This window comes from Vibrio sp. 1CM24A, assembly GCF_023161725.1.
Taxonomy (GTDB): Bacteria; Pseudomonadota; Gammaproteobacteria; order Enterobacterales; family Vibrionaceae; genus Vibrio; species Vibrio coralliirubri.
Genome location: NZ_JALNTS010000001.1, coordinates 404009 through 426776, shown reverse-complemented (window position 1 = coordinate 426776; position 22768 = coordinate 404009). Strand labels below are relative to the sequence as shown.

The 22768-nt window shown below is 43.2% G+C and carries 18 protein-coding genes; 12 read left to right on the top strand and 6 right to left on the bottom strand.

Annotated elements, in window-relative coordinates:
- Positions 1 to 153: 153 nt before the first annotated feature.
- Entirely contained in the window at positions 154 to 891 is a 738-nt protein-coding gene (locus MSG38_RS01845) for an EAL domain-containing protein (RefSeq protein WP_082152295.1), read from the bottom strand.
- A gap of 577 nt (positions 892 to 1468) precedes the next feature.
- Positions 1469 to 2104 (bottom strand): hypothetical protein, encoded by a 636-nt coding sequence (locus MSG38_RS01840; protein ID WP_052879599.1) that lies wholly within the window; start codon positions 2102 to 2104, stop codon positions 1469 to 1471.
- Between the two features lie 252 nt (positions 2105 to 2356).
- Between MSG38_RS01840 and MSG38_RS01835 the strand changes: the two genes are divergently transcribed.
- From MSG38_RS01835 to MSG38_RS01825, 3 genes are all read left to right on the top strand, one after another.
- Positions 2357 to 2602: a DUF2164 domain-containing protein gene (locus tag MSG38_RS01835; protein ID WP_017059821.1), complete on the top strand. Its 246-nt coding sequence runs from the start codon at positions 2357 to 2359 to the stop codon at positions 2600 to 2602.
- Positions 2603 to 2755: 153 nt separating this feature from the next.
- Complete coding sequence (locus tag MSG38_RS01830; protein WP_017059820.1) at positions 2756 to 3295, top strand: cytochrome b; 540 nt, start codon at positions 2756 to 2758, stop codon at positions 3293 to 3295.
- Positions 3292 to 3861: a YceI family protein gene (locus tag MSG38_RS01825; protein WP_017059819.1), complete on the top strand. Its 570-nt coding sequence runs from the start codon at positions 3292 to 3294 to the stop codon at positions 3859 to 3861. The genes MSG38_RS01830 and MSG38_RS01825 overlap by 4 nt, the downstream gene beginning before the upstream one ends.
- 274 nt (positions 3862 to 4135) lie before the next feature.
- Here MSG38_RS01825 and focA read toward each other — a convergent pair whose 3' ends face one another.
- Positions 4136 to 5587 carry a formate transporter FocA gene (focA, locus tag MSG38_RS01820; RefSeq protein ID WP_061038301.1) on the bottom strand — a complete coding sequence of 484 codons (1452 nt, stop codon included), beginning with the start codon at positions 5585 to 5587 and terminating at the stop codon, positions 4136 to 4138.
- A 273-nt stretch (positions 5588 to 5860) separates the two neighbouring features.
- Between focA and MSG38_RS01815 the strand changes: the two genes are divergently transcribed.
- On the top strand, positions 5861 to 6766 hold the full coding sequence (locus MSG38_RS01815; RefSeq protein ID WP_010429535.1) for a LysR substrate-binding domain-containing protein: 906 nt from the start codon (positions 5861 to 5863) through the stop codon (positions 6764 to 6766).
- A 205-nt stretch (positions 6767 to 6971) separates the two neighbouring features.
- A complete protein-coding gene (locus MSG38_RS01810) occupies positions 6972 to 7466 on the top strand; it encodes a DUF1097 domain-containing protein (RefSeq protein WP_017059817.1) in 495 nt (164 codons plus the stop codon).
- Between the two features lie 171 nt (positions 7467 to 7637).
- On the opposite strand, the gene MSG38_RS01805 is transcribed toward MSG38_RS01810, so the two are convergent.
- Complete coding sequence (locus MSG38_RS01805) at positions 7638 to 9404, bottom strand: ATP-dependent endonuclease (RefSeq protein WP_248400844.1); 1767 nt, start codon at positions 9402 to 9404, stop codon at positions 7638 to 7640.
- Between the two features lie 238 nt (positions 9405 to 9642).
- Here MSG38_RS01805 and MSG38_RS01800 point away from each other — a divergent pair, with 238 nt between their 5' ends.
- From MSG38_RS01800 to MSG38_RS01770, 7 genes are all read left to right on the top strand, one after another.
- Positions 9643 to 11382: a bifunctional UDP-sugar hydrolase/5'-nucleotidase gene (locus MSG38_RS01800; protein WP_248400843.1), complete on the top strand. Its 1740-nt coding sequence runs from the start codon at positions 9643 to 9645 to the stop codon at positions 11380 to 11382.
- 561 nt (positions 11383 to 11943) lie between these two features.
- Entirely contained in the window at positions 11944 to 12945 is a 1002-nt protein-coding gene (locus MSG38_RS01795) for a TerC/Alx family metal homeostasis membrane protein (RefSeq protein WP_048612514.1), read from the top strand.
- A 313-nt stretch (positions 12946 to 13258) separates the two neighbouring features.
- Entirely contained in the window at positions 13259 to 13447 is a 189-nt protein-coding gene (locus MSG38_RS01790) for a hypothetical protein (protein ID WP_017059812.1), read from the top strand.
- A 175-nt stretch (positions 13448 to 13622) separates the two neighbouring features.
- Entirely contained in the window at positions 13623 to 14363 is a 741-nt protein-coding gene (locus MSG38_RS01785) for a DUF1223 domain-containing protein (RefSeq protein WP_248400842.1), read from the top strand.
- A gap of 201 nt (positions 14364 to 14564) precedes the next feature.
- On the top strand, positions 14565 to 15854 hold the full coding sequence (locus tag MSG38_RS01780) for a DEAD/DEAH box helicase (RefSeq protein ID WP_248400841.1): 1290 nt from the start codon (positions 14565 to 14567) through the stop codon (positions 15852 to 15854).
- Positions 15855 to 16086: 232 nt separating this feature from the next.
- Positions 16087 to 17805, top strand: a complete 1719-nt coding sequence (locus tag MSG38_RS01775) for an autotransporter assembly complex family protein (protein ID WP_248401080.1) — start codon at positions 16087 to 16089, stop codon at positions 17803 to 17805.
- A gap of 111 nt (positions 17806 to 17916) precedes the next feature.
- Positions 17917 to 18798: an amino acid racemase gene (locus tag MSG38_RS01770; RefSeq protein ID WP_248400840.1), complete on the top strand. Its 882-nt coding sequence runs from the start codon at positions 17917 to 17919 to the stop codon at positions 18796 to 18798.
- Positions 18799 to 18935: 137 nt separating this feature from the next.
- On the opposite strand, the gene MSG38_RS01765 is transcribed toward MSG38_RS01770, so the two are convergent.
- Positions 18936 to 20393: a phospholipase D family protein gene (locus MSG38_RS01765; protein ID WP_248400839.1), complete on the bottom strand. Its 1458-nt coding sequence runs from the start codon at positions 20391 to 20393 to the stop codon at positions 18936 to 18938.
- Positions 20394 to 20477: 84 nt separating this feature from the next.
- A complete protein-coding gene (locus tag MSG38_RS01760) occupies positions 20478 to 22577 on the bottom strand; it encodes a carboxylesterase family protein (protein ID WP_248400838.1) in 2100 nt (699 codons plus the stop codon).
- Positions 22578 to 22768: the final 191 nt, after the last annotated feature.

Here is a 22768-nt window from a genome sequence, read left to right as displayed (position 1 = left end):
CAGCCCAGTCAGTTTTGACTGGGCTTTTTTATACGTGTTGTCCCTTCCTGAAATGTCTTAACAAGTGAAAGTGGCAAGAGGGTACGAATAGATAAGCATTAAAAAAGCCGCTACCCAATGGGCAAGCGGCTTTAAGTAAGTTGAGGGGAGGCTTTAGATTGCTAGGCGTATGTCCAACTCAATCGGCTTTGGCATGGCCAAGTGGTAGCCTTGATACATATTGAAGCCTAAGCTTTGCATCGCTTCGAGTTGTTGTTGGGTTTCTATGCCTTCAATCACAGTCTTTGCGCCAATTTGGTTTGCAAGATCAAGCACTAACTCCATTTCTCGAGTGTCGCCTTGTTCAAAGTCCAACATAACCGAGCGGTCTATCTTGATGATATGAGGGTTAATGTGACGAACGCGCTGTTCGGTTGATGCTTGTGTTCCAAAATCATCGACCGCTATTTGAAAGCCATTATCCGCAAGCGAAAGGGCGGCATCTTTCAAACGCTCTTCACTTTCTGCATTCAACTCTACCAACTCCATCACTATCTGTTCGCATGAAAGGTTAAGCTCGTGAAGGCGTTTAGCTAACAAGCTATCGCTGACCTTTTCTGCAGCAAACAACTCCCCAACGTTTGGAAGAACGTTCAAAAATAGGTGTAAATGACGGATTGTAGATTGTGCGAAGTTACGAATATGAATCGCTCGACTCAGCCTCTCGACATTGATTTTGTCTGTGCTTGAGGTTTCGTCGGAATGGAAGAAGTGATCAGGACGAACAATATCACCTTTGTTATTTGAAATACGCACCAAAGCCTCAACACCTATTTGAGTCATAGAAGAGTCGAATATAGGTTGATAGACGCTCCTAAGCGTCAGGTCTTGGTATTTCGCAATAAACTGCATATCAGCATCTACGGATATACAGCTAATAAATTCACTTCTGTCTGATAAAATCATAGTCGCTAGTAAAGAGGGCTTATTCAATGGCGGACGTACATGTCGCGGCTGTCACAATATTGACAGGTGTAAGTAAATTGTCAATTAATAAAAACTCATTTGTAGAGCCAATATTTAAATAAATATAATTAACGAAAAAACAGCATGATAATTGATATTAGTCATTAAAATTACTTATCATTCACCATTAATAATGATTATTGTGAATTTAATCTCTGAGTAATCTATCTCATATCAACATCAATCAATATAAGCTTTCAGCGTAAATACACCAGTTAAAAGTAGGGACAAAGCCCCAGGTTATGGGGGAATGTCAAAGTTGCAATATCAACAAGCAGCTCCGTTTGCATATAAATGATATCTACTTCTCAAAATATGAATGATGATCTGATAAGTTATTATTTTATTGAAGATAAACTTTGATTGATTATTGGGCAGGGCTTGATATGTGTTTTTATAAAATATTGGGATAGAGGTCTAACAATGTACTTTCAAAACTGAACGAAAAAGTTGACCCGTATTCCTACTGCCATTGAAGTACCGCATAAAGTTGCAGGTATTTACGAACCAGTTGTTGATTTCCTGAACGTTTTAAAGGGTGTCCAAATTTAATAAAGCAAGGGCTGATTTTAAAGTTGTTATTTAACTCAGTGGCGAATTGAGAATCACTCTCTCTTAGCGTGATACCTTGTTGGCTATATTCCGTAACCTCGTCTGGGAGCTCACCCATCCACCAATGGAGTAATTCACCACTGTTTTTGCTTCGGCTAATCCAATGGTCGGAGACAATGATCAAAACGTCATTGGGTTGAATGGAAAATCCATACTCTTGTTGCCAATTATGGATGTCCAACATCAACTTTCTACGACAGGTTTTCCCGGCGCTCACCATATGATGACTGATCATCCAAACGGTACCGATTTCGGAAGATATTCGGAAGTGTCGAGGCGTTTCTCTAGAGGAAAGCATTTCAAGTGGGCTGATGTTGCTTGCATGATTAAAGCTAACGAAGGTGTGCTCCATTCGGCGGGCAAATGCCTTGCCTATATGATGCTCACTGATCCCTTGATTGTGTACAGTAGGGTAGTGGCGTTCACAGAGCTTTAGGCAATCGTCTTGAAACTGATTAACGCTTTTAATCACTAGATCTAATAACAATGAAGTCCCTTATACACGGTTACTATCTTATTGATGGGCAATAGTACGGTAATTGCGGTTCCGTTACCTATCGTCAAAGTGCGAGTTCTTGATCTCTCTATCAAAATTAACCATTGCTGAGCGATTTTATGGATAGCACTGGCGCTCTACTGGTCTGTATTCTAAATTATGAGGAATTCTAGCTAGTTACCTCGACTATAGTCTAGTCAGCAAATCACAATTGATCTACTTACTCTTTATTTGGAAACATTCATGACCATTCAATTAGATTCGAAACAAAAATCTGAGCTTACTCATACGCTCCAAAAGTACCTGCAAGATGAACTTGATGTGGAGCTTGGTCAGTTCGACACGGAATTCTTGGTCGACTTCATCAGCAAAAAGTTTGGTGCTGTTTACTACAACAAGGGGATAGAAGACGCTCAGAAAGTGATGGAACGCAAAATGTTAGACATCTCAGATGAGCTCTACGAAATCGAGCAAATTGTTGAAATTTAACGTTTAGCCCAAACTTGTTCAAATAATTTGAATAACTCGTTTAATTTGCAATGATGTAACTATTGTAAAGCTTGGTAAATAATATGTTACACAAACTTAGTGTAGGGTACGCTTTTCAAAACTACACGATTCGTTAACATTCGGAAGAGATGCATGGACAACAACGTTAGAAATTACAACCCTTTAGCTAGAGCGATGCATTGGATTTCAGCTCTCGCAGTATTTGGCTTATTTGGTGTAGGCCTGTGGATGGTTGATCTTTCATATTACAGCGAGTGGTACAAAACAGCGCCAGACTATCACCGATCGGTAGGCATTCTTTTGGCTACTGTTACTGTTATCCGCTTGGTTTGGAAACTAGTTACCGCGTCACCTAAAGTAGAAGGTAAAAGCTATGAAGTTGCAGCAGCGAAGATCGCTCACGGCTTTATGTACATTAACTTAGCGGTTTTATTTATTTCAGGTTATTTGATTTCAACATCAGATGGCCGCGGGATCGACGTGTTCAACTGGTTCACTGTACCAAGTATGGGTGAACTGTTTGCAAACCAATCTGATCTCGCAGGAACGATTCACTACTATGCTGCATGGGTACTGATCATCATGGCATCAGTACACGCCTTAGCGGCGATAAAACACCACGTTATCGACAAAGACGATACGCTACGAAAAATGATAGGAGCTTCAAAATGAAAAAGTCAATTATCGCTACAGGATTAGCATTTGCAATGGCAATGCCTTTCGCTGCGAACGCCGCTGATTACGTGATTGATACAAAAGGTGCGCATGCTTCTGTTAACTTTAAAGTTAGCCACCTGGGTTACAGCTTTATCCAAGGTCGTTTTAACACATTCTCAGGTGACTTCTCATTTGATGAAAGCAACGTTGAAGCGTCTACAGTAAACGTAACGGTTGATACTACAAGCCTTGATTCAAACCACGCAGAACGTGATAAGCATATCCGTAGCGGTGATTTCATCGATGCTGGTAAGTTCTCTGATGCGACATTCAACAGCACAAAAGTGGTTGATAAAGGTGACGGCAAACTTGAAGTTATGGGTGACCTGAAACTTCACGGCGTAACTAAGCCTATCGTTATCGAAGCTGAATTCATCGGTGCTGGTCAAGACCCATGGGGCGGTGAGCGTGCAGGTTTCGTTGGTACAACTCGTCTAGAGCTTGCTGACTTCAACATTCCAGTAATGGGCGCTTCAAGCTATGTAGATATGGATCTACACGTTGAAGGTGTAAAGAAGTAATCTAGCTTTCTAGCTCTCTGACAGGTATCAACATTTTTTAGAAACATCAAAAGTTTGGTCGATACTAAATAGGTCAGTATTTAGAAATAGAGAAAGGCGCAAAGTTTTCACTTTGCGCCTTTTTTATTGAGATAAATGGCAACGCGTTTAGGTCTGTTTTGTGTCAAACCGTTTAGTACGTTAAAAGCCACCATTTACCTCTAGCCAGTCAACGTTGCCATGACTGAGTTATCTAATTGAACTACTAATCCCTAATAGTTCAACTTAAGATTAGTTAAGCCGTTTCTAGTTCAGCTTGTGGAACCACGTTTAGTCGGTCACCGTAGATTGGACGTAGCGCTTGCATCACTTCAATGCGAGTCAACACACCCACCATTACGCCGTTTTCTAACACTGGAAGCATATGTGGTTGGCTAACTTTCATCGCTTTTGCACGCTCTTCTAGAGAAAGAGATGTCAGGCGAGTAGCGAAGCCCATGCTTGTCGTCGGGTACAGTTGCTCTTTGTCGATGCATAGGAACTCAGCAACGTCTACTAGCTTATCGTTTGCATCGATTGCCACAACGTCACGGCTCATTAGGTCTACAACTTTTTGGCCTTTAGTTGGGATGTAATCTTGGCACCAAAGGTCAACCATTACGTCATGAACAGAGAAGATACCCACTAGACGACCTTCAACATCGCAAACAGGAGCGCTAACAAGTTGCGCGTCTAAAAGTGTATCAATCGCGACTGATGTTGGCATTTCTACGCTCAGTGTAATTGGTTGAGTGTTCATGATTTGCTTGATAGTAGTTGCTGTGTTCATAGTAATTTCCTTAACTGACGTAATTTCTGTTGTTTGTGTAATAGCGGTAATTTTTGCTGCTTTAAGTTGTGGGCGACGGTAGATGCTCCAGTTAGCTAAGCCGACCAATACTGAACCACCTACGATGTTGCCGATTGTCACTGGTACCAAGTTTGCGGTGACAAATTGCATGATGTTTAAGTCTGCGTACTGTGCTGGTGTTGCGCCGATTTGCATCCAGAAGCTTTCTGGTGCGAATGCTTGAATCGTGATGCCTAGCGGAACCATGAACATATTCGCCACACAGTGTTCAAAGCCTGAGCTTACGAACATTGCAACGGGTAACACGGTCATCATTGCTTTAGTCATTGCGTTAGCAGAGCTGAACGTTAACCAAATCGCTAAACACACCAACAAGTTACAAAGTACTCCCAAAGCAAACGCTTGAACTGGGGTGTGGTGTAGCTTGTGTTGAGCAATGTTTAGAGCGTTTAAGCCCCATTGCCCGCCATCCAGTTGATACAAGCCTGCTGCGCTTACCAAAGCCAATAGGAACATGGCACCGATAAAGTTGCCGACATACACCTTGCCCCAGATAGACAGCATCTTAGTGAAGGTGATTTGCTTGTTAGCCCATGAGATGCTTGATAACACTGAGCTGGTAAATAGCTCACCACCGCAAATCACAATCAAGATCAAACCCATACTGAAGGCAAGACCGCCGGCTAAGCGACTCAGTCCCCATCCAGCATCAGCGCTGCCAGTGGTTACCGTGATGTAGAATAAAAAAGCAAGCCCGATGAATGCGCCAGCCATGATTGCCAAACTCAATGTCATGCTGCTGGTTTTATTTGCTTTACTTAATGCAAACTTCTCTGCTTCCGCCATCATTTCTGTTGGTGAGAACAGTTGATGATTTTCAGAAGTGCTGGTTGCCATATCCCCCCCTTGAACAATCCGTCATGTGTAATTCCTAGTGTTAATGACCTGGTTAATCCGTAATGGTTAATCAGTAATGTTTTGCAGGGCTCGTTGTGTCCTGCCATTCCAGATTAGGGCGTTGAGGGGTAGAGGTAAAATTGATAATTTTTAGAAACCACATCAAATTTATTGATATAGATTTGGTTACGCGTAGAATGAAATTAATTGCTCATTGGCTTTATAAAAAACGAGCATCAGGACACAAATAATTAAAAGCATTAAGGATGAATTTTGCGTTATTCATTAAAGCAACTCGCGGTATTTGATGCAGTAGCAGACTCCGGGAGCGTTAGTCAGGCAGCAGACAAATTGGCGTTGACTCAGTCGGCGACAAGTATGTCTCTTGCACAGTTGGAAAAAATGCTCGGCAGGCCTTTGTTTGAAAGGCAGGGCAAGCAAATGGCCCTGACTCATTGGGGCATGTGGTTAAGGCCAAAAGCGAAGCGTTTACTGCAAGATGCGCAGCAAATTGAGATGGGTTTTTACGAGCAGCATTTGTTGAGTGGCGAACTCAAATTAGGTGCTAGCCAAACTCCAGCGGAACACCTCGTTCCGGATCTCATCAGTATTATTGATAACGACTTTCCTGAGATGCGAATCTCGCTCGGCGTGCAAAGTACCGATGCTGTCATTGATGGTGTATTAGATTATCAATATGACTTGGGCGTTATTGAAGGTCGTTGTGATGACAACCGAGTTCACCAAGAAGTGTGGTGTACCGACCATTTAACGGTGGTTGCATCGGCTCATCACCCGTTTGCGAAGCGTGAACGAGTCAGCTTGGCGCAATTAGAACAAGCAAAGTGGGTATTACGCGAACATGGTTCGGGTACTCGCAAAGTTTTTGATAGCTCTATTCACCATTTAATTGGCGATCTCGATGTTTGGCGAGAGTATGAACACGTTCCTGTTTTAAGAAGTTTGGTTGCAAACGGCCCATATTTAACGTGTTTACCTTATCTAGATGTCGAACAGTTTGTTGAGTCAGGCCAACTGGTGACGTTGAATGTTCCTGAGCTCGAAATGGAAAGAACCTTGTCCTTTATTTGGCGTGCTGACATGGCAGAGAACCCACTTGCTGAATGTATCAAGCGTGAAGGTAAGCGCATGATGAAAGGCAAACGGTCGGTTCTTTAGTCGCTATTCAACACCAATGCTAATAACTAAATGTGTTGAATAAGCGATTCCGGTCTCCATCTAGTGATAAATGCACAACTTCATACATTATTAATGTGATCGTGATCGGCTAAATAAGGGCTATCTTCCCATAGTATGCTTACTTGATTTTAAGTGAGGCTAAATCCGGTTGCGTTCAATTACGTAATTAGGCTTTAGAAATAGTATGAGTACATTAGTCGCGATTTCATTAACAACAGGTATTTTGTCAGGTCTATGGGGATGGATTGCTATCTCTTTTGGCTTGTTGTCATGGGCAGGTTTCTTAGGTTGCACCAGTTACTTTGCTTCGCCAACAGGCGGTGTTAAAGGACTAGCAGGTAGCTTATTGACCAACATGACTGGCGTATTCTGGGCAATGGTGATTATCGAAAGCTCAACCTTCGCAGGGTTAGAGATTTTAGGCTACATGATTACTGCTATTGTGGCTTTCTTTATGTGTATTCAAGCGAAACAAGCGTGGCTAGGTTATATCCCAGGCACCTTCATTGGTTGCTGTGCGACGTTTGCTGCAGGTGGCGATTGGCAACTTGTAGTACCATCTTTACTGCTTGGTGGTGTATTTGGATACTTGATGAAAGCAACAGGGTTATGGCTTCACGAGAAATCGACTCAATCTTCGGAAGTTGTTGAACAACACGCTAAACAGGCAAAGGCTTAATTCGTTAACCTAACCTTAGTTAGTCACTGTGAACTCTTGCAAGATAACCCCCAATTAATTTGTATATCGATTTATACAGGCACACCGTTTGGTGTGCCTTTTTTGGTTAAGGTGACTAGCTAAATATTTCATCAGTAGAGCAACTGATAGCTTCTATAAAACAAATTATGCTTAGGTATTTCCGTTGGCCATGGTGATCACGCGTTTTAATGTCCACCTTAACAAAAGCGGAATGCATTCTTGTCCTTGATTCTCACAATGAGAAACAATGGCGAGTGCAAGGTCGGGTTTTGCATGTTTCTTCAATACCTTGGCAACCACTTTCTTCGGAGGGATAGGGTGATCGTATGGAATCTTAACCATGTCACGGAAAAAGCTCTCAAACCCATTCATATAAAGGTAATGCTCGATATCTTTATCTGGCAGTTCGGTGAGTCTGTGTCTTTCCTGATCATTACCGAGTTTCGATAACACTGTCGCGGCATACTTTTTACCGGCGGCATCGCCGTCAGTCACCACATGCCAATCAATACCAAACTCTTGTGCAACCTTAATCAGCGCCTTAAGTCCTGATTGGGCGAACTCAATAATCTGCACACCTTCCGCTGCTAGGTTATAGCCACATTGGTTGGCAAGTTCATTGAACAACCAAACCTCAGTTTCACCTTCTACTAATAGCCAACAGCGAGCAAATAGTGCCCCAGAGCGGTGGAAGCGGATATGAAAACCAATTCGACGAAGTTCATCCTTACTGAAATGGTTCATGTTGAGTTGATTGGCGATGGTTTTATCTGACTGACGAACCAAGCGACGAATAGATTGAAGTGGAACAGCTGCAAGTAGGTCGCCACTGTTGGTGGTGAGGATTTTCTGCATGGGCAATTTCTGCATTAAGCTCCAAGCCCTTGCCAAGTGCGTTGGGTGTAATCGACCTTCTGGATCTTCAAGGATCAAAAGAGGGCGCGCACATCGTCTTAGGTCGTTTGGCCCTTTAGCTTGTAGATAAGCGTTAAGTAACCCCATGAATAATAAGCGGGTTTGTTTATTTTTGGTCTCTTCGACGAGTTGATGAATGCTCTGATCATTGGCGCCAGCAGAATAAAGTAATCCGTCTCGCTGTTTTCTAGGGTTGCGACGAGAAGTACTTTTGAAAGAAAAATAGTGCTCAATCAAACTTTGCATCGACTCTAGGCTACTGCGCATTTCACCTTTATTCACATGACCAGGAATCGCCATTAGACGACGGCAGGTGTTGTCGATTCGTTTTTCTATTCTTGCTTGTCGACCATTCCCGTTATTGGCGCCGTTTCCATTTGTGCCATTGCTTGCGTGATGATTCCCGTTCCCGTTCCCGTTCCCGTTCCCGTTTGAATTTGCATTATTAGCGTGACCATTGCTAGGAAGGTGAGCATTGTGGTTAAGGGACTTGCCGTTGAAAGGACGATCAAAGTGCCTTGCATCACGCAAACGGATGACGGGATGTAAGGTCATTAATTCTTGAGCGAGCTTTTCAGAATGATGAAGCTTGAGCGGATTACCGTCCAAACCAAGAAATGCATAGTGTGTGGTTGTCTCATACTGTTCTAATGTTGCGCTGATTCGGTAATAGATGCGAAATGCGCCAAACTCATCCTGAACCCAAATAGGTTTGAGTTTGCGATAACGACCTGCGTTAAGTTCGCTCTTATCGTTAGCTTTTAATGCGAGAACAATTTGAAGATGTTGAGACTGCGGGTGTGAAACAGAGTAATCGACATGAAAATCGGTCATTTCAAAGTGATATGGCACACCGTCTGAGGGCAGAACGACGGAAAGGGCATCCAATAATGAAGACTTACCCCAAGTATTTTCACCAATAAGCGTGGTTAGCTCGTCAAACGCGAGTGACATGCGCTTGATACCTCGAAAGCCAGAAATCTCGATTCTTTCTAGTTGCATAGGCTTACTCCTAACGGAAGGCTCTGCTAATTATTTGAAAGCTAACAGATATCTTTAATCATAATCGAATAATCCAAATCCGGTATGCTCACCTGTCACAAAACCCGTTGTTTATTAATACGGTGCAAAATGAGATTTTTGATCTATCTCGAGTATTTTTTTGCAGTGCAGTTTCATAAAATTCACGATTCTGTCATGATTCTCGACCTAGTATGAAGGGACAAAGAGAGAAGAAAATATGACTAAAAAGAATAAGCCGGCAAAAATAGTGTTGGCACACATCAACGACACCCACTCATACTTTGAACCAACCTCGTTACAGCTATCACTTAAAATGAACAACCACATCATTGAACCTTATGTCAGTGCAGGTGGCTTTGCTCGAATTTCAACACGCTTCAAACAAATAGAACAAGATGCCCAGCGTCAGAAGGTTGGAACCTTGTTCCTGCACGCTGGCGACTGCTTCCAGGGCACTTTGTACTTTTCTTTATTCAAAGGAAAAGCCAACGCCGATTTGTTGAATGCCCTTAATATAGATGCCATGACTCTCGGTAATCACGAGTTAGACATGGGTAATGAGCCCGTTGCGATTTTCGCGAAAAGAATCAAATTCCCACTGTTGGCCGGTAACTGGAATCTATCGAATGAGTATATCAATAAAACTCATACGCTAGCGGACAACGACATTGTTAAGCCTTATCTGCCTGAAACACGAAGTGCTTCTTTTATAACGAAAGAATTTGACGGCGAGAAGGTCGCAATATTCGGCTTAAGCATCGACAAGATGGCAGGCATCGCTAACCCAGATATCGATACACCGTTTGAAAATGCTTTGGAAACAGCAAAAGCGACCATTGAGCAAATTCATCAAGCAGGCATCAACAAGATCGTGTTACTTAGCCATCTTGGTTACGAAGCTGATTTAGAGTTAGCAGCTAACGTATCAGGTATTGGCGTCATCGTTGGTGGTCATAGTCATCGCTTACAAGGTGATTTCTCTGATATCGGCTTAGTTAAAGATGATGAATACGGTGTGAAAATTGGCGATACCTATGTTGTGCAAGCGGGTTTCCACGCCATGAGCCTAGGACACTGCGAAATTGAGTTCGATTCTCAAGGTAAAGTGACGCACTTCAATGGTAAGAACGAACTGTTATTAGGCCGTCGACTCTTTATAGACGCGAAACTGAGTGAAGTAGGGCAAGACGATGCCCACGATATGGCGTGTGAGTTTTTAAACAATCACCCTAATATTGCAGTGTGTAAGAAAGATCCTGAGCTGCAGAGCATTCTGACGGATAAATACCAGCCGCGAGTTCGAAAGCTTCAGCAACAAGTGATTGCTCATGCAGACACAAAACTTCGCCATGTACGTATTCCAGATGATAAAGGCCCGAGCCAACTCGCGCCCTTGGTTGCTCAATCATTTCACCATCTAATGAACAAGAAAGGGCATCAGGTTGACTTTGCCATTCACAACGCAGGTGGTGTTAGAAATTCACTGAATAGCGGCGATGTTTCTGTTGCCGATATTGCCGGAAAACTACTACCGTTTGCCGTACCCATTGGTGTGTATGAAGTAAAAGGTGAAACGATCGCTGGCATGCTTGAAGGTGCAATCAATAACGCGATCGATAATGGTGTCGTGGGCACAGGTTCAGGTAGCTTTCCTTATACGCATAATTTGAGGTTTTGTTACCATAAAGAAGCGCCTCTAGGACACAGGATTCACCATCTAGAAATCCACTCTGATGAATTGGGTTGGCAGACTGTTTCTCGCAACCGTATTTACCGTGGCGCGTCGTCAGCCTACACAATGAAAGGGAAAGAGGGTTATAACGCTGTGTTGGATATGATAGGTGATGGCACGGTCACCACTGACTCTATGGCAGACTGCTTCATCGAGTTTCTGCAAGACCACCCAGAGTCGCTTCAACACAATGAACCGTTAAATTGCATGGAATGCTTTAGATAATCACTACTGATGCTGATGCTTAATGTTATTACGTTGGGTTATTTATAAAATTGGCATTGTTTATGCTTCATCTCTGCAGGTCGCCTTCTTGTGGAGATATGCATGGATAAGAAAGATTGGTTAGATGCGGTAGCGGTTGTTGGTTGGGTATCAGTTTGGTCAGCGTTAGTGTATTTGGTGCCGACTACAGGTTTGTAATGGCTCTGCGCGCTGGATAAGACTAGCTTTTGAACAGTCGCAGTATTCTTATTATCAATACACGCTATACCAAGCGTAAGTGAAAGAAATAAAAAAGGAGCAGATTGCTCCTTTTTGCTTTTCCCGTGCAAATTTATATAGACGAAACATAATCAGAGGATTATTATCCACGCGTTTGGGGAGTAGTTAGCGCAAGTTTACATATCGTCATCTCGTTAGGCCAAGAGTCTATCCGGTATGTAAAGGTGAAATCCCATATTTCACTTCAACGAGACCAACGCAATCACAGTCAAGATCCGTAATGGAGCTTGATATGCTTTGTTTGCGGAAGGTCTTTGTACAGTTCTTCCGCCCGGAGGAATAATGAACTCAACTCAATCTCTATTATCTACAAATAGTGAATCCTTTTTTTCATCGCCAATCATGACGACTTATGCGGGCTTTTTCCTGCTGACGGTTATTCTCGTCTCTATTGATATCTATCAGACTCGTGGCGGTAACGTTACTATCAAGAAAGCGGCAATCTGGAGTGTATTCTGGTTTGTACTTGCGTTTTTGTTTGCTGGCTCTATTTACCTGTTTTGGGACATTTATGCGCCGAACAGTGACTACACAGCGCAAAAAGCAACCGTGTCATTCATTACGGGTTATTTGTTAGAAAAATCCCTTAGCGTAGACAACTTGTTTGTTTTTGCGATGATCTTTGCTCAATACCAAGTTCCTGAGCATCTAAGACCTCGTGCGCTACTCTGGGGTGTAATTGGTGCATTGGTGCTTCGTGCAATTATGATCGCACTAGGCGCACAGCTATTGGCGGAATACCACTGGGTACTTTACGTGTTCGCTGCGTTCTTGATTGGTACAGGTATTAAGCTGGCATTAGACAAGGGCGAAGAGGAGAGTGTGAATACACTGCCTGAAAAGCTACTTCGTAAAGTGATGCCGGTAACCGAAGATTTCCATGGCCCTGCATTAATGGTTAAACAGGGTGCTAAATGGGCATTCACTCCAATGATGTTGGTTATCGGTGCGATCGCAGTCATGGACGTGATGTTTGCATTGGACTCTATCCCTGCGATCTTTGCGGTAACACAAGAACCGTTCTTGGTATTAGCGGCAAACGTATTTGCGTTACTTGGCCTTCGTTCGTTGTATTTTGTACTGCAAGGTATGATGGACAAGTTCATCTACTTGAAACCAGCACTGGCATTCATCATGGTGTTCATCGGTGTGAAAATGCTATTGGTTGACAGTGAGTGGGCTATCCCAACTTATTGGTCGCTTGCTGTACTGATTTCGACTATGACGATTGCGGTTATAGCGTCGGTTTATGCGAAGAAGCCAGGCATTGAACAAGTAAATTAAAAACAAATATAACTTATCGAAAAGTCGATAATGAACACGTGGCTAATGAAGTGGAAAATTTATTTATGTAAATTTTCTGTGACATTGGCCACTGTTGTTTGCGGGATATTTGTACTAAATGCATGATTTAAACACTATATTGAATTTATACTCACATAGCCTGCATATCTATTTTGTGGTATTGTTAATGGTTTGTTTTATTAGAAAAACTAATCCCAAAATCTAATTTTAGTCATTTTTTAACCTGCAAAAGATCACCTATTATTCTTGTCATCAGAACGAAACACATTAATAAATTTATAGAGAGGCAATCATGGCTCAAGCAGTACAAATGAATACTATCGCTGTTCCTAACTCTATGGATAAGAAGACCTACTCGGTTAACTTCAAAGGATTGATTGCACACATTTTCGATATTCTTTTCGTAGACAACTCTCCACGTAGTTACTACGCAAGCGACCTATCTGGTCACATGCAACGCGATATCGGTATCAACCGTTAATCTCAGCGTTAACATGTAAATATAGAACTTTAAGAAAACGCCAGCTTCTAAAGCTGGCGTTTTTGTATCTGAAATAAACTCTATCTCTTCGCAAATTAAGCACCTGAAAGAAAAACCTAGGCATCACGGTCTGTATTTGAGCGCCACTCAATTCGTTTTGTACAAGGATCTCGGTATGTCACACGCCAAACGCAATTCATCATTGATCAAACTTTGTTTATTTGCCTTACCGATCGGCTTCTATTCCTCAGTGTCGCTTGCACAAACTTGGAGTAATGAAGGCCAGCCCGCACAGGTTATCGAGCTCTTCACATCTGAAGGTTGTTCAAGTTGTCCGCCTGCAGATGCCTACCTCAGTACTTTTGAAGACCATCCAAAACTGTGGACACAAGTTATTCCGCTTGCCTATCACGTCGATTATTGGGATTACCTAGGTTGGGGCGACAAGTTCGCGAGTAAGGCGTTCAGTCAGAAGCAACGACTGTATAAAGCTTACGGCTTAACAAGTGGGGTTTACACACCGGGCTTTGTTGTCGATGAAAAAGAGTGGCGCGGTTACTTTAACTGGTTAGACAGAACGTTACCTTCGCTTAAACAACAAAATAACCCCAAGCTAACGGTCAACCATAAAGGCGATACGTTCAGCGTAAGTTACGAAGGCAAAGGTGATTATGTTGCTCATATAGCTTTACTGGCGATGAACGAAGTCACCAGTGTTAAGGCGGGCGAGAACAGGGGTAAGAAACTCGAGCATGATTTTGTTGTGGTTTACGACGGTTACCAACGTGGTGAGTCTGAATGGCAATTTAACATCAATTTTGAGCCACTCGTCGCTACACCAGACGCAGTAGCCGTTTGGTTAACCGAACCGAATTCGTATGCACCGGAACAAACGGTAGCAGGATGGCTGAACTAACTGCCACCCACGACAATTGATTAGCTGGAATACTCTTAGACGAAGTTGGTACGGCGAGTATCGAGGTTCTCACATCGATAACTTCATTTCTGACGGGTATTAATCAGTGAAATAGAAGCGAAAGGGCGATTTAGTTACGTAATACTGCTGAAATACGTTAATATAGCGCGCTATTATTTTAGCTTTGAGTTCCTGCAATTAATGACTAACACCACGACACCAACCAACTTCTCTGATCTTGGCTTAATCTCTCCTTTGATGGCTCGTTTAACAGAGCTTGAATACCAACAGCCAACGCCTATCCAAGCGCAAGTTATTCCAAGTGTGTTAGCAGGACGCGATTTAATTGCAGGCGCAAATACCGGTTCAGGTAAAACCGCAGCATTTGCACTTCCACTGTTACAAAAGATTCATGAAGATGCACCTCTGGACCGTCGTTCAGGCAAAGGTAACTTTGTTTCTGGCCTTATCTTGGTTCCTACTCGTGAACTTGCTAAGCAGGTGGCTGACAGCGTTAAGTCTTACGCTGTGCATTTCAATGGCGCGATTAAAACGGTTTGTGTGTTTGGTGGTGTATCGGTAAACACTCAGATGCAGGCGCTACGTGGCGGCACTGATATCTTGGTGGCAACACCGGGTCGTCTGCTTGACCTTATTTCAAGCAACGCTATCAAGCTAGACAAAGTAAAAACGTTAGTGCTTGATGAAGCTGACCGAATGCTAAGCCTAGGTTTTACCGAAGAACTTGATGCAATCTTGGAGCTCTTGCCGAGCAAGAAACAAACCTTGTTGTTCTCTGCAACGTTCCCTGAGCAAGTTCAAACGCTGACTCACGAACTACTGAATGATCCAATTGAAGTTCAACTTCAAAGTGCCAATGCGAGCACACTGGTTCAACGTGTATTTGAAGTAGAAAAAGGTCGCAAGACAGCGTTACTCGCACACCTAATTCAACAACACGAATGGCGTCAAGCTCTGATCTTCGTTAATGCGAAGAACAGCTGTGAGCACCTAGCAGACAAGCTTTACAAGCGCGGTATCATCGCTGAAGTATTCCACGGTGATAAAGGGCAAGGTTCACGTACTCGTATCCTAGAAGATTTCAAATCTGGCGAGATCGATGTTCTTATCGCGACAGACATCGCGGCACGTGGTCTGGATATTGAGAAGCTTCCTGTGGTAATCAACTTTGACTTGCCGCGTAGCCCATCAGACTACATGCACCGTATCGGCCGAAGTGGTCGTGCAGGTGAGGTTGGTCTTGCGCTATCTTTGATCGATCACGAAGATTACCACCACTTCAAAATCATCGAGAAGAAGAACAAGATTCGTCTTGAACGTGAGCAAATTGAAGGCTTTGAAGTGGATGAAGAAGTGACGGCTGAACTGATCGCAGCACTAAAACCTGTTGCGCCACCGGCTGGTACAGGCAAGAAGAAAAAGAAGAAGAAAGCTCCACAAAACCAAGATGTGTGGCTGAACAAAAACTGATCTTGAGTCAGTAAACTATATGAGTCAGCAAGCTATATAAATCAGTAAGTAATAGACATTCAAAAGGCGCTTATTTGCGCCTTTTTTGTGTCTGTAATAAGGGGGATTTGAGTCGTTAATAAACGACTGCTACGGTGTTAAACAACCCGATAAGCCGTTCGAAGGATAGCGTCCTCCATAAGAGATTCAGCGATTTAACGCTTTGCTCATAACCTGTTCGGGTTTTGAGCAATTGGGTAACCGCGTGAAGACCTCGATTAAACAATTAGTGCTGGCTACTTCATTTTTCCTGTTTACCCAACACCCTTCTAGTGCTGCTGAATTTGAGGTTAAAGGGGTTAATAAAACTCTCACCGAAAATGTAGAATTATATTTAGAACCTTTAGCCGATGTTTCTTCATCACAGCTATCAAAAACGAAGCTATCTAAGCGTATTCAAGATGCACTCAACCCTTATGGTTATTATCACCCACAGCTCGATATCAACCTCAATGATTCTGATAAAGTGATCATTAACGTCGATTCTGGTCCTGTCATGCGCATCGCAGAATCGATAGTAAAAATTACAGGTGAAGCTAGCCTAGATGCAGAGTTCATCAACATACTCAATCAAAGCAAGTTAGGCTCAGGTCTAACTTTGTCTCACCAAGAATACGACCAAACTAAGCGTGCGATTTTCTCTTTAGCAAAGCGGAAAGGTTATTTTGACGGCAGGTTTATCGAGTCAAAGATTGAGGTTATTCCTAGCGAGAACATCGCGAATATACACTTGTATTTTGCAAGTGGTCCACGCTACAAGTTCGGTTCTATAAGTATTCCTGATGATGGGGTTGACCCTACTCGTATCGAGAAAATACCCACCTTTAAAAAAGGTGATGACTTTGACACCATCAAGTTAGGTGAACTGCAATCTGATTTGTCAGACACTCAATGGTTTAGAAGTGTCATCGTACATGGTGACTTTGACAAACTTGATGACAACCTAGAAGTTCCAATTGAAATCATTGCCGAGCCAAGTTCTCGTAATATTGTGCAGGTCGGTGGCGGCTATTCTACTGATCTCGGTTTACGCGCCTCTCTCAGTTGGTCAAAGCCTTGGTATAACCGGAGAGGCCACAGCTTTGAAACACAGACATATTTGTCTGAACAGGAGCAATCACTTCAGTTGGGGTACAAAATCCCCACAGAGAAAGTCACAACGGATTACTTTGGTATTCAGTTTGAATCGAAACGAATTGATCATCGAGACACCAATAGCTTTAGAAACGATCTTAAGTTCGAACGTTACTGGCAATTAGACAGTGATTGGCAAAGCACCATTTATGTCAAATACTTGCACGAACAGTACCGTCAGGCGTCTGAGGAAGACCAATCGCAATTGCTGTTACCTGGCATCAGTTTTTCTCAGGTTGATCGTAAAAATGATCAGTTGGAGCTCAATCATCGACACATCTATTCTGTCGAGTATTCTGACCCTAGTCTGTTCTCTGACTTAAGGCTGTTGCGGTTGGAAGGAAACAGTGTCCTTTCGTGGGATATTAGTGACAGGCAGAAGCTCCATTTCCGCTCAAACGTAGGCATCAACATTGCCAAATCATTATCTGATGTGCCGTCGTCACTGCGGTATTTTGCGGGTGGCGATGGAAACCTACGAGGTTATGGTTACGAATCTATCTCCCCTAAAGACGAGAATGGTGAACTAACGGGGGCACGTTATCTGTTAACTGCTGGGCTCGAATATCAGCATCAAGTCTATCGTTCAATTTGGTTGGGCGCCTTTCTTGATGTGGGTGATGCATTTGATCAACAAGCGGATTGGAAGCGTGGGACGGGCGTGAGTTTGATTTGGAACTCACAGTTAATGCCAGTTAAGCTCGATTTTGCTTACGGCTTGGATGCGCCTGAAGGCGACGAGTTTCGTATTCATTTTTCCTTGGGTACTCAATTTTGATTTTTGTACGCTGTTTATGCACTCGCGAGGATGCGATCCATCTAATAGGATTCAAGTAAATCGAAAGAGCGTAATAACCTTTGTGCTCTAACAAACACAAAGGTAAAAACAATGAAAAAGGTACGATTCGGTGTATTTGGTAATATGGGCCCTGAAGCAGATGCTTTGTTCCAAGATATCGTCGCCAAGAAAGAAATTGAACACGGCGCACTTAAAGACCAAGACCACATGGCCATGATAGTGGTGAAAAACTCAGATATCCCCGATCGATCTGAAGCGATTAACGAAGGCGGTACCGATCCTGTGCCTGAACTGATTGAGTCAGCGTGCATTTTAGAACATGCCAATGTTCAGTTTGGCGTAATGACCTGTAACACCGCTCATTACTTTAGACCTGAAGTACAAAAGCACACCAACGTTTATATTGTCGACATGCTTCAAACCACCGTTGATCAAATCAAAGAGCAGAACTCTGAATCTGTTGTTGGTATTTTATGTACCAACGGCACATACAATTCGGGAATCTATGATCGTTACCTAACGGACGCAAATCTGGTGTTTGTTAAGCCAGATTCCTTTGAGCAAGAGCATAACGTGCATAGTGCTATCTATGGTGAAGTAACAGGTGAGATGACAGAGTGTGGACAAGCAATCCGAGAAACCAACGGGATCAAAGCGGGCGAGTTTGAGCGTAATGCCGCACTGCTTGCTGTAGCGATTCAATCCATCGTAGAGAAGGGCGTTGATACGGTTATTTTGGGATGTACTGAACTCCCTCTGGTTAGAAACCAACTTGAGACCGCATTTCCAACCATTACTTTTATTGATCCTATGGAAGCGGTAGCTGAACGTGTTGTCGATATCTATCGTCTCGCAGAACAGTATGTGGAGCGTGGACATGTGGATTACGACATTAACAATGTTGATTCGATCTTCACAACGCTTGATATGGTGAACTATGTAGCGAAGAGAGCGATGACTTATCGCTCGTAAGCTAAGATACGCTTATGTGAAACACGAAAAAGCCGCGAATGTGACGCGGCTTTTTTGCATTTGGGTGAGTGACAGATTAAAACGAATCACAAGCAAATAACTTTATTGTGCGTCTAGCGCAGCCTTGGTGATTGAGCTCAAAGTTCAAATTCGCCATTCATTTTTCGAAACAACCAGTCCGGTAGCTTGTTCCATGCACTGTAGTCAGGGTTCTTAACATGTTTCTTTTCTCCTGAAGCCCATATCGTTTCTCCTGATTGCTCACGTGATACCGTCCAGAATAATTCCTCTCTCTGACGCGTTAAGTAGTGAATCACTTGCTCTGCAAACTCTTCGCTTTCAATCAAGACACCAAACTCAATGTTAAGGAAGTCCGATCTCGGGTCGAAGTTAGATGAACCAATATACGTAACACGTTCGTCTAAAATGACGGTCTTATTGTGATAGTAAGTATCAACATGAAAATAATGGTCGTCGTTTATCGCATCAGCTTTGTATTCTAAAATATCAACCCCTTTGTCCAACAAAGTTTGACGATGTTGTTCGTAGTAGGCGGGTATAAACCCAGAGTCATTCGACGCCGAAGAGTTTGTGATTAATGTCACTTGAGCTTGTTGTTCGGTCAATGCATCAATAAACACAAACTGTTGGTCACTTGGTACTACGTATGGGGTTGAAATCACCGCTTCTGATGGTGATGGCACCTTCTGTTTCATCAAGTGTTCGATACGTTGGCGAAAGTAGGGCTTGTTGTCATTGAGTTTCTCCAGTGAGTCAAATACCGGCGTGACAGAGGCCGAAATAAACTTCGGTTGGTTTAAGCTCTTTATCTGCCTTTCGACTTCAGACGTGATCAACGCTTTATTCTTTTCACCTTTGTTCAACGCTTTGGTGAACGCTTGGTATTGCTCTTTCTCTTTGATTTTAATGCGCTCTTGAATTGGCACTACATGCTCACTGTTCCACAACGCTTGGTAATTTTGGTCGAATGCAGCAATCACGTCGCCTTTAAACAGCACATCCATATCAAAGAAGTTGGCACTTTCACTGTAACCAAAGTAGTCATCACCGATGTTGCGCCCACCGAGGATCATCGATTGGTGATCAACGTTAAAGTATTTTTCATGCAGTCTATTATCTAACTGTTTTTGATGAGTAGAGAAGTTAAACGCACGTCCTATCCAGCCAGCTTTGCGTGACTCAAAAGGGTTGAACAGTCTAATCTCAATATTGGGGTGTGAGTCTAGCTCGGCCAACCATTTGTCATTGAATACCATCAAATCATCCAGTGTGAGACGTACGGCCACATCGCGATCAGCGGCGTGTTTTAGCTCGTTTAACAGCATTAGGCCGAGTGTATCGCTTTCCCAAGAAAAGTAGGTCATATCAATGGAGTTTTGGGCGTGGCGAACCAGAGCAATGCGGCGAGCAAAGGCTTCGGGTGCGGTGGGGATTAAATACACTTGGGCTTGATGTTCTGTGCTTTGCCAGTTAGCTTCGAAGTCGGGTTCAACATCGGGGTAAGGTTGGGCACATCCTGTGACCAAAGCAATCAACATTATTGTGTATGCTGTTTTTAGTTTGCTAAGTGTCATAACTAACCTGCGTTTAAACATAAAATGTAGATATAAAAACGGCCAGCGAACTGGCCGTTAAAGTAGGAGAGGTGTTGAATATATTTAGTTTAGGTACCAGTCCCAAGGCATAAGACCTTGCTCTGCTAGACCCGTTAAGCGACCTTCACGAAGTTTAGGATCAACACCTGGGTTTGTGACATAGTCCCAGTCGAAGGTAGTACTGTTGTCGCTGAATCCTGCACCATCAATTACAAGCACATTGTCGGCAGCATCGCTGTACTGGTAGCTCTGGAACAATTCATCGCTAAACCAAAGACGCGACATTTCGTTCATTAGTGCTTTTTCTTTGCTTGATGGATTTACTTCGCTTCCATCAAAACGTACAGCTTTGTTGAACATAAATGGCAGTTCTGAACCGTTACATGCACCGCTGATGCAACCAATCGTTTTGAATAGATCTATGATTGACAGTTGGTCGTATTCGCCCGTTTCTTCATTTAGACCTGTTTTAAAGTTCCACATGTTAAAGCTTGGTTTGTGCTCAAAGTGGTATAGCGTTGCTTCAACTTCGCTGTTTGCTGCCATATAACGAGCCGGGCCATTGAACAAGGTGTCATTTAGCAGGTTTTTAAATTGCTTCATGTTGTCAAGAGCACCACCTATGCCGGCTTCTGAGTTAGGGTAGAAATCCGTTAGAGCCAGAATATCTTGGGTTTGCTGGTGGCTAGTGATCTCAACAATGTCGACCAAGCAACCTACGGTACCCGTAATATCGTTGGTATCAATGCATCCAGTCATTTCAAGTAGATCACCTTCTAGCTTGGCACCATAAAATAAGCCCGTTACTGCGCTGTACGCACTGCTTGGCAATACAAGATCTGCTGAAACTTCATCACTTGCTTGCTCAGATAGTTTTTGCTGCAGAAGAACGATGTTGTTTTCATCTTCTAACCAATTAACCATAGCTAGAGCTAGCTTTGTTGGATCTTCGTTAGTAAGCAGTTCAGGTTCATCATTTGTTAATAACTCGATGACCGTCGGGATTAAGAACGTAGCGCTAAATAGCATGCCAAAGCTGTTCGCTTCATGTGCATTTTCACCTAGGACAGTTGGTACTGAGAAGCCTGCTTTCATTGGTGACTCAGCTGATTCGCTACAGCTACCAAGGAGACTCGTTTTTTCACACAATATGTATGGAGCAAAAGGCATCAGGTTTGACATTGGCGTCTCATCTGCGGCTGGGCTCAGAATTGGGATTTGCAAAGAACCTAACAACCAATTTTTTAGCTGTTCAATACCATCCAAAGCTGTTTCTTGCGACGCCATGATCTCGTCGACCGAAGTGTCTGCATCAAAGTTATAGTTGCGGCTCTTAGCAACGTCATAACTTGGATACTCAAACCCATAAGGGTTGCTTTGCATGATTGCACGTTGGAAATATTGACCTGCGATATCGTCATCTTGCTGCAAGAAACCAATAGACATAGCACCTGAGCCTTGACCTATAACGGTTACGTTTTGAGCGTTACCACCGAAGTCAGCGATATTGTTATGTACCCACTCTAAGGCGCGCTTCTGGTCACCTAGACCATAATTGCCATCTTTGTTCGCGCCTTTAATCCATTGAGTACCTAACTGACCAAGACGGTAGTTCAAGCTTACATAGATGAAAGGCTTACCATCGTCGCTTCCTTGAGCAACCACGGTATCACCTTGGATGAGCGGCTCTGCACCAGAACCGTATTCGAAATCACCACCGTGGATGAATACATAAACCGGTAGGTCTGCATCAGCATCTACGCCTACTGGGCGCCAAATGTTCAGGTTCAAACAGTCTTCAGATTGTGTCTGTGAAACGGTCTTCAATTGAGGACATGCATCACCAAACGAAGTGGCATCAATGTCACTCCCAAGATCAACCATTTCACTGTGCTTAAAACGCTCTGCGTCGGCAAATTTAATGCCTTTAAAAGACTCAACGGAATCCAGTTTGTCGTCTTCGGTATTCGACGTAATCACCAGCTCTTCTTTAGATGCTGTGATCATCGCGTCGCCGATTTGAGCAGTAAAGATTTCCGCAGGAGCCGGAATTAAAGGCTCAGGCTTGTCTGGCATTGGAACCGTTGGTTGGCTATCGTCGCCACAACCTATAAGGGCAGTAGCAATAGACAATGCGATAAGTGAGCGGTATGCAATATTCATATTTAATTTTCCACAATAATATTCGGTATAGTTACGATCAAACGCACTTGTATCGACAATCCTGCAGTTCCATTGGGTATTGCGCTCCATCTATGGAGCATCGACATGGCATATATTTGAGTTGTCATCTTGCTGGACGACTGAGCTTCAGAGGCTCGTATGAAAATATCGCTCTAACGAATCTATATTCA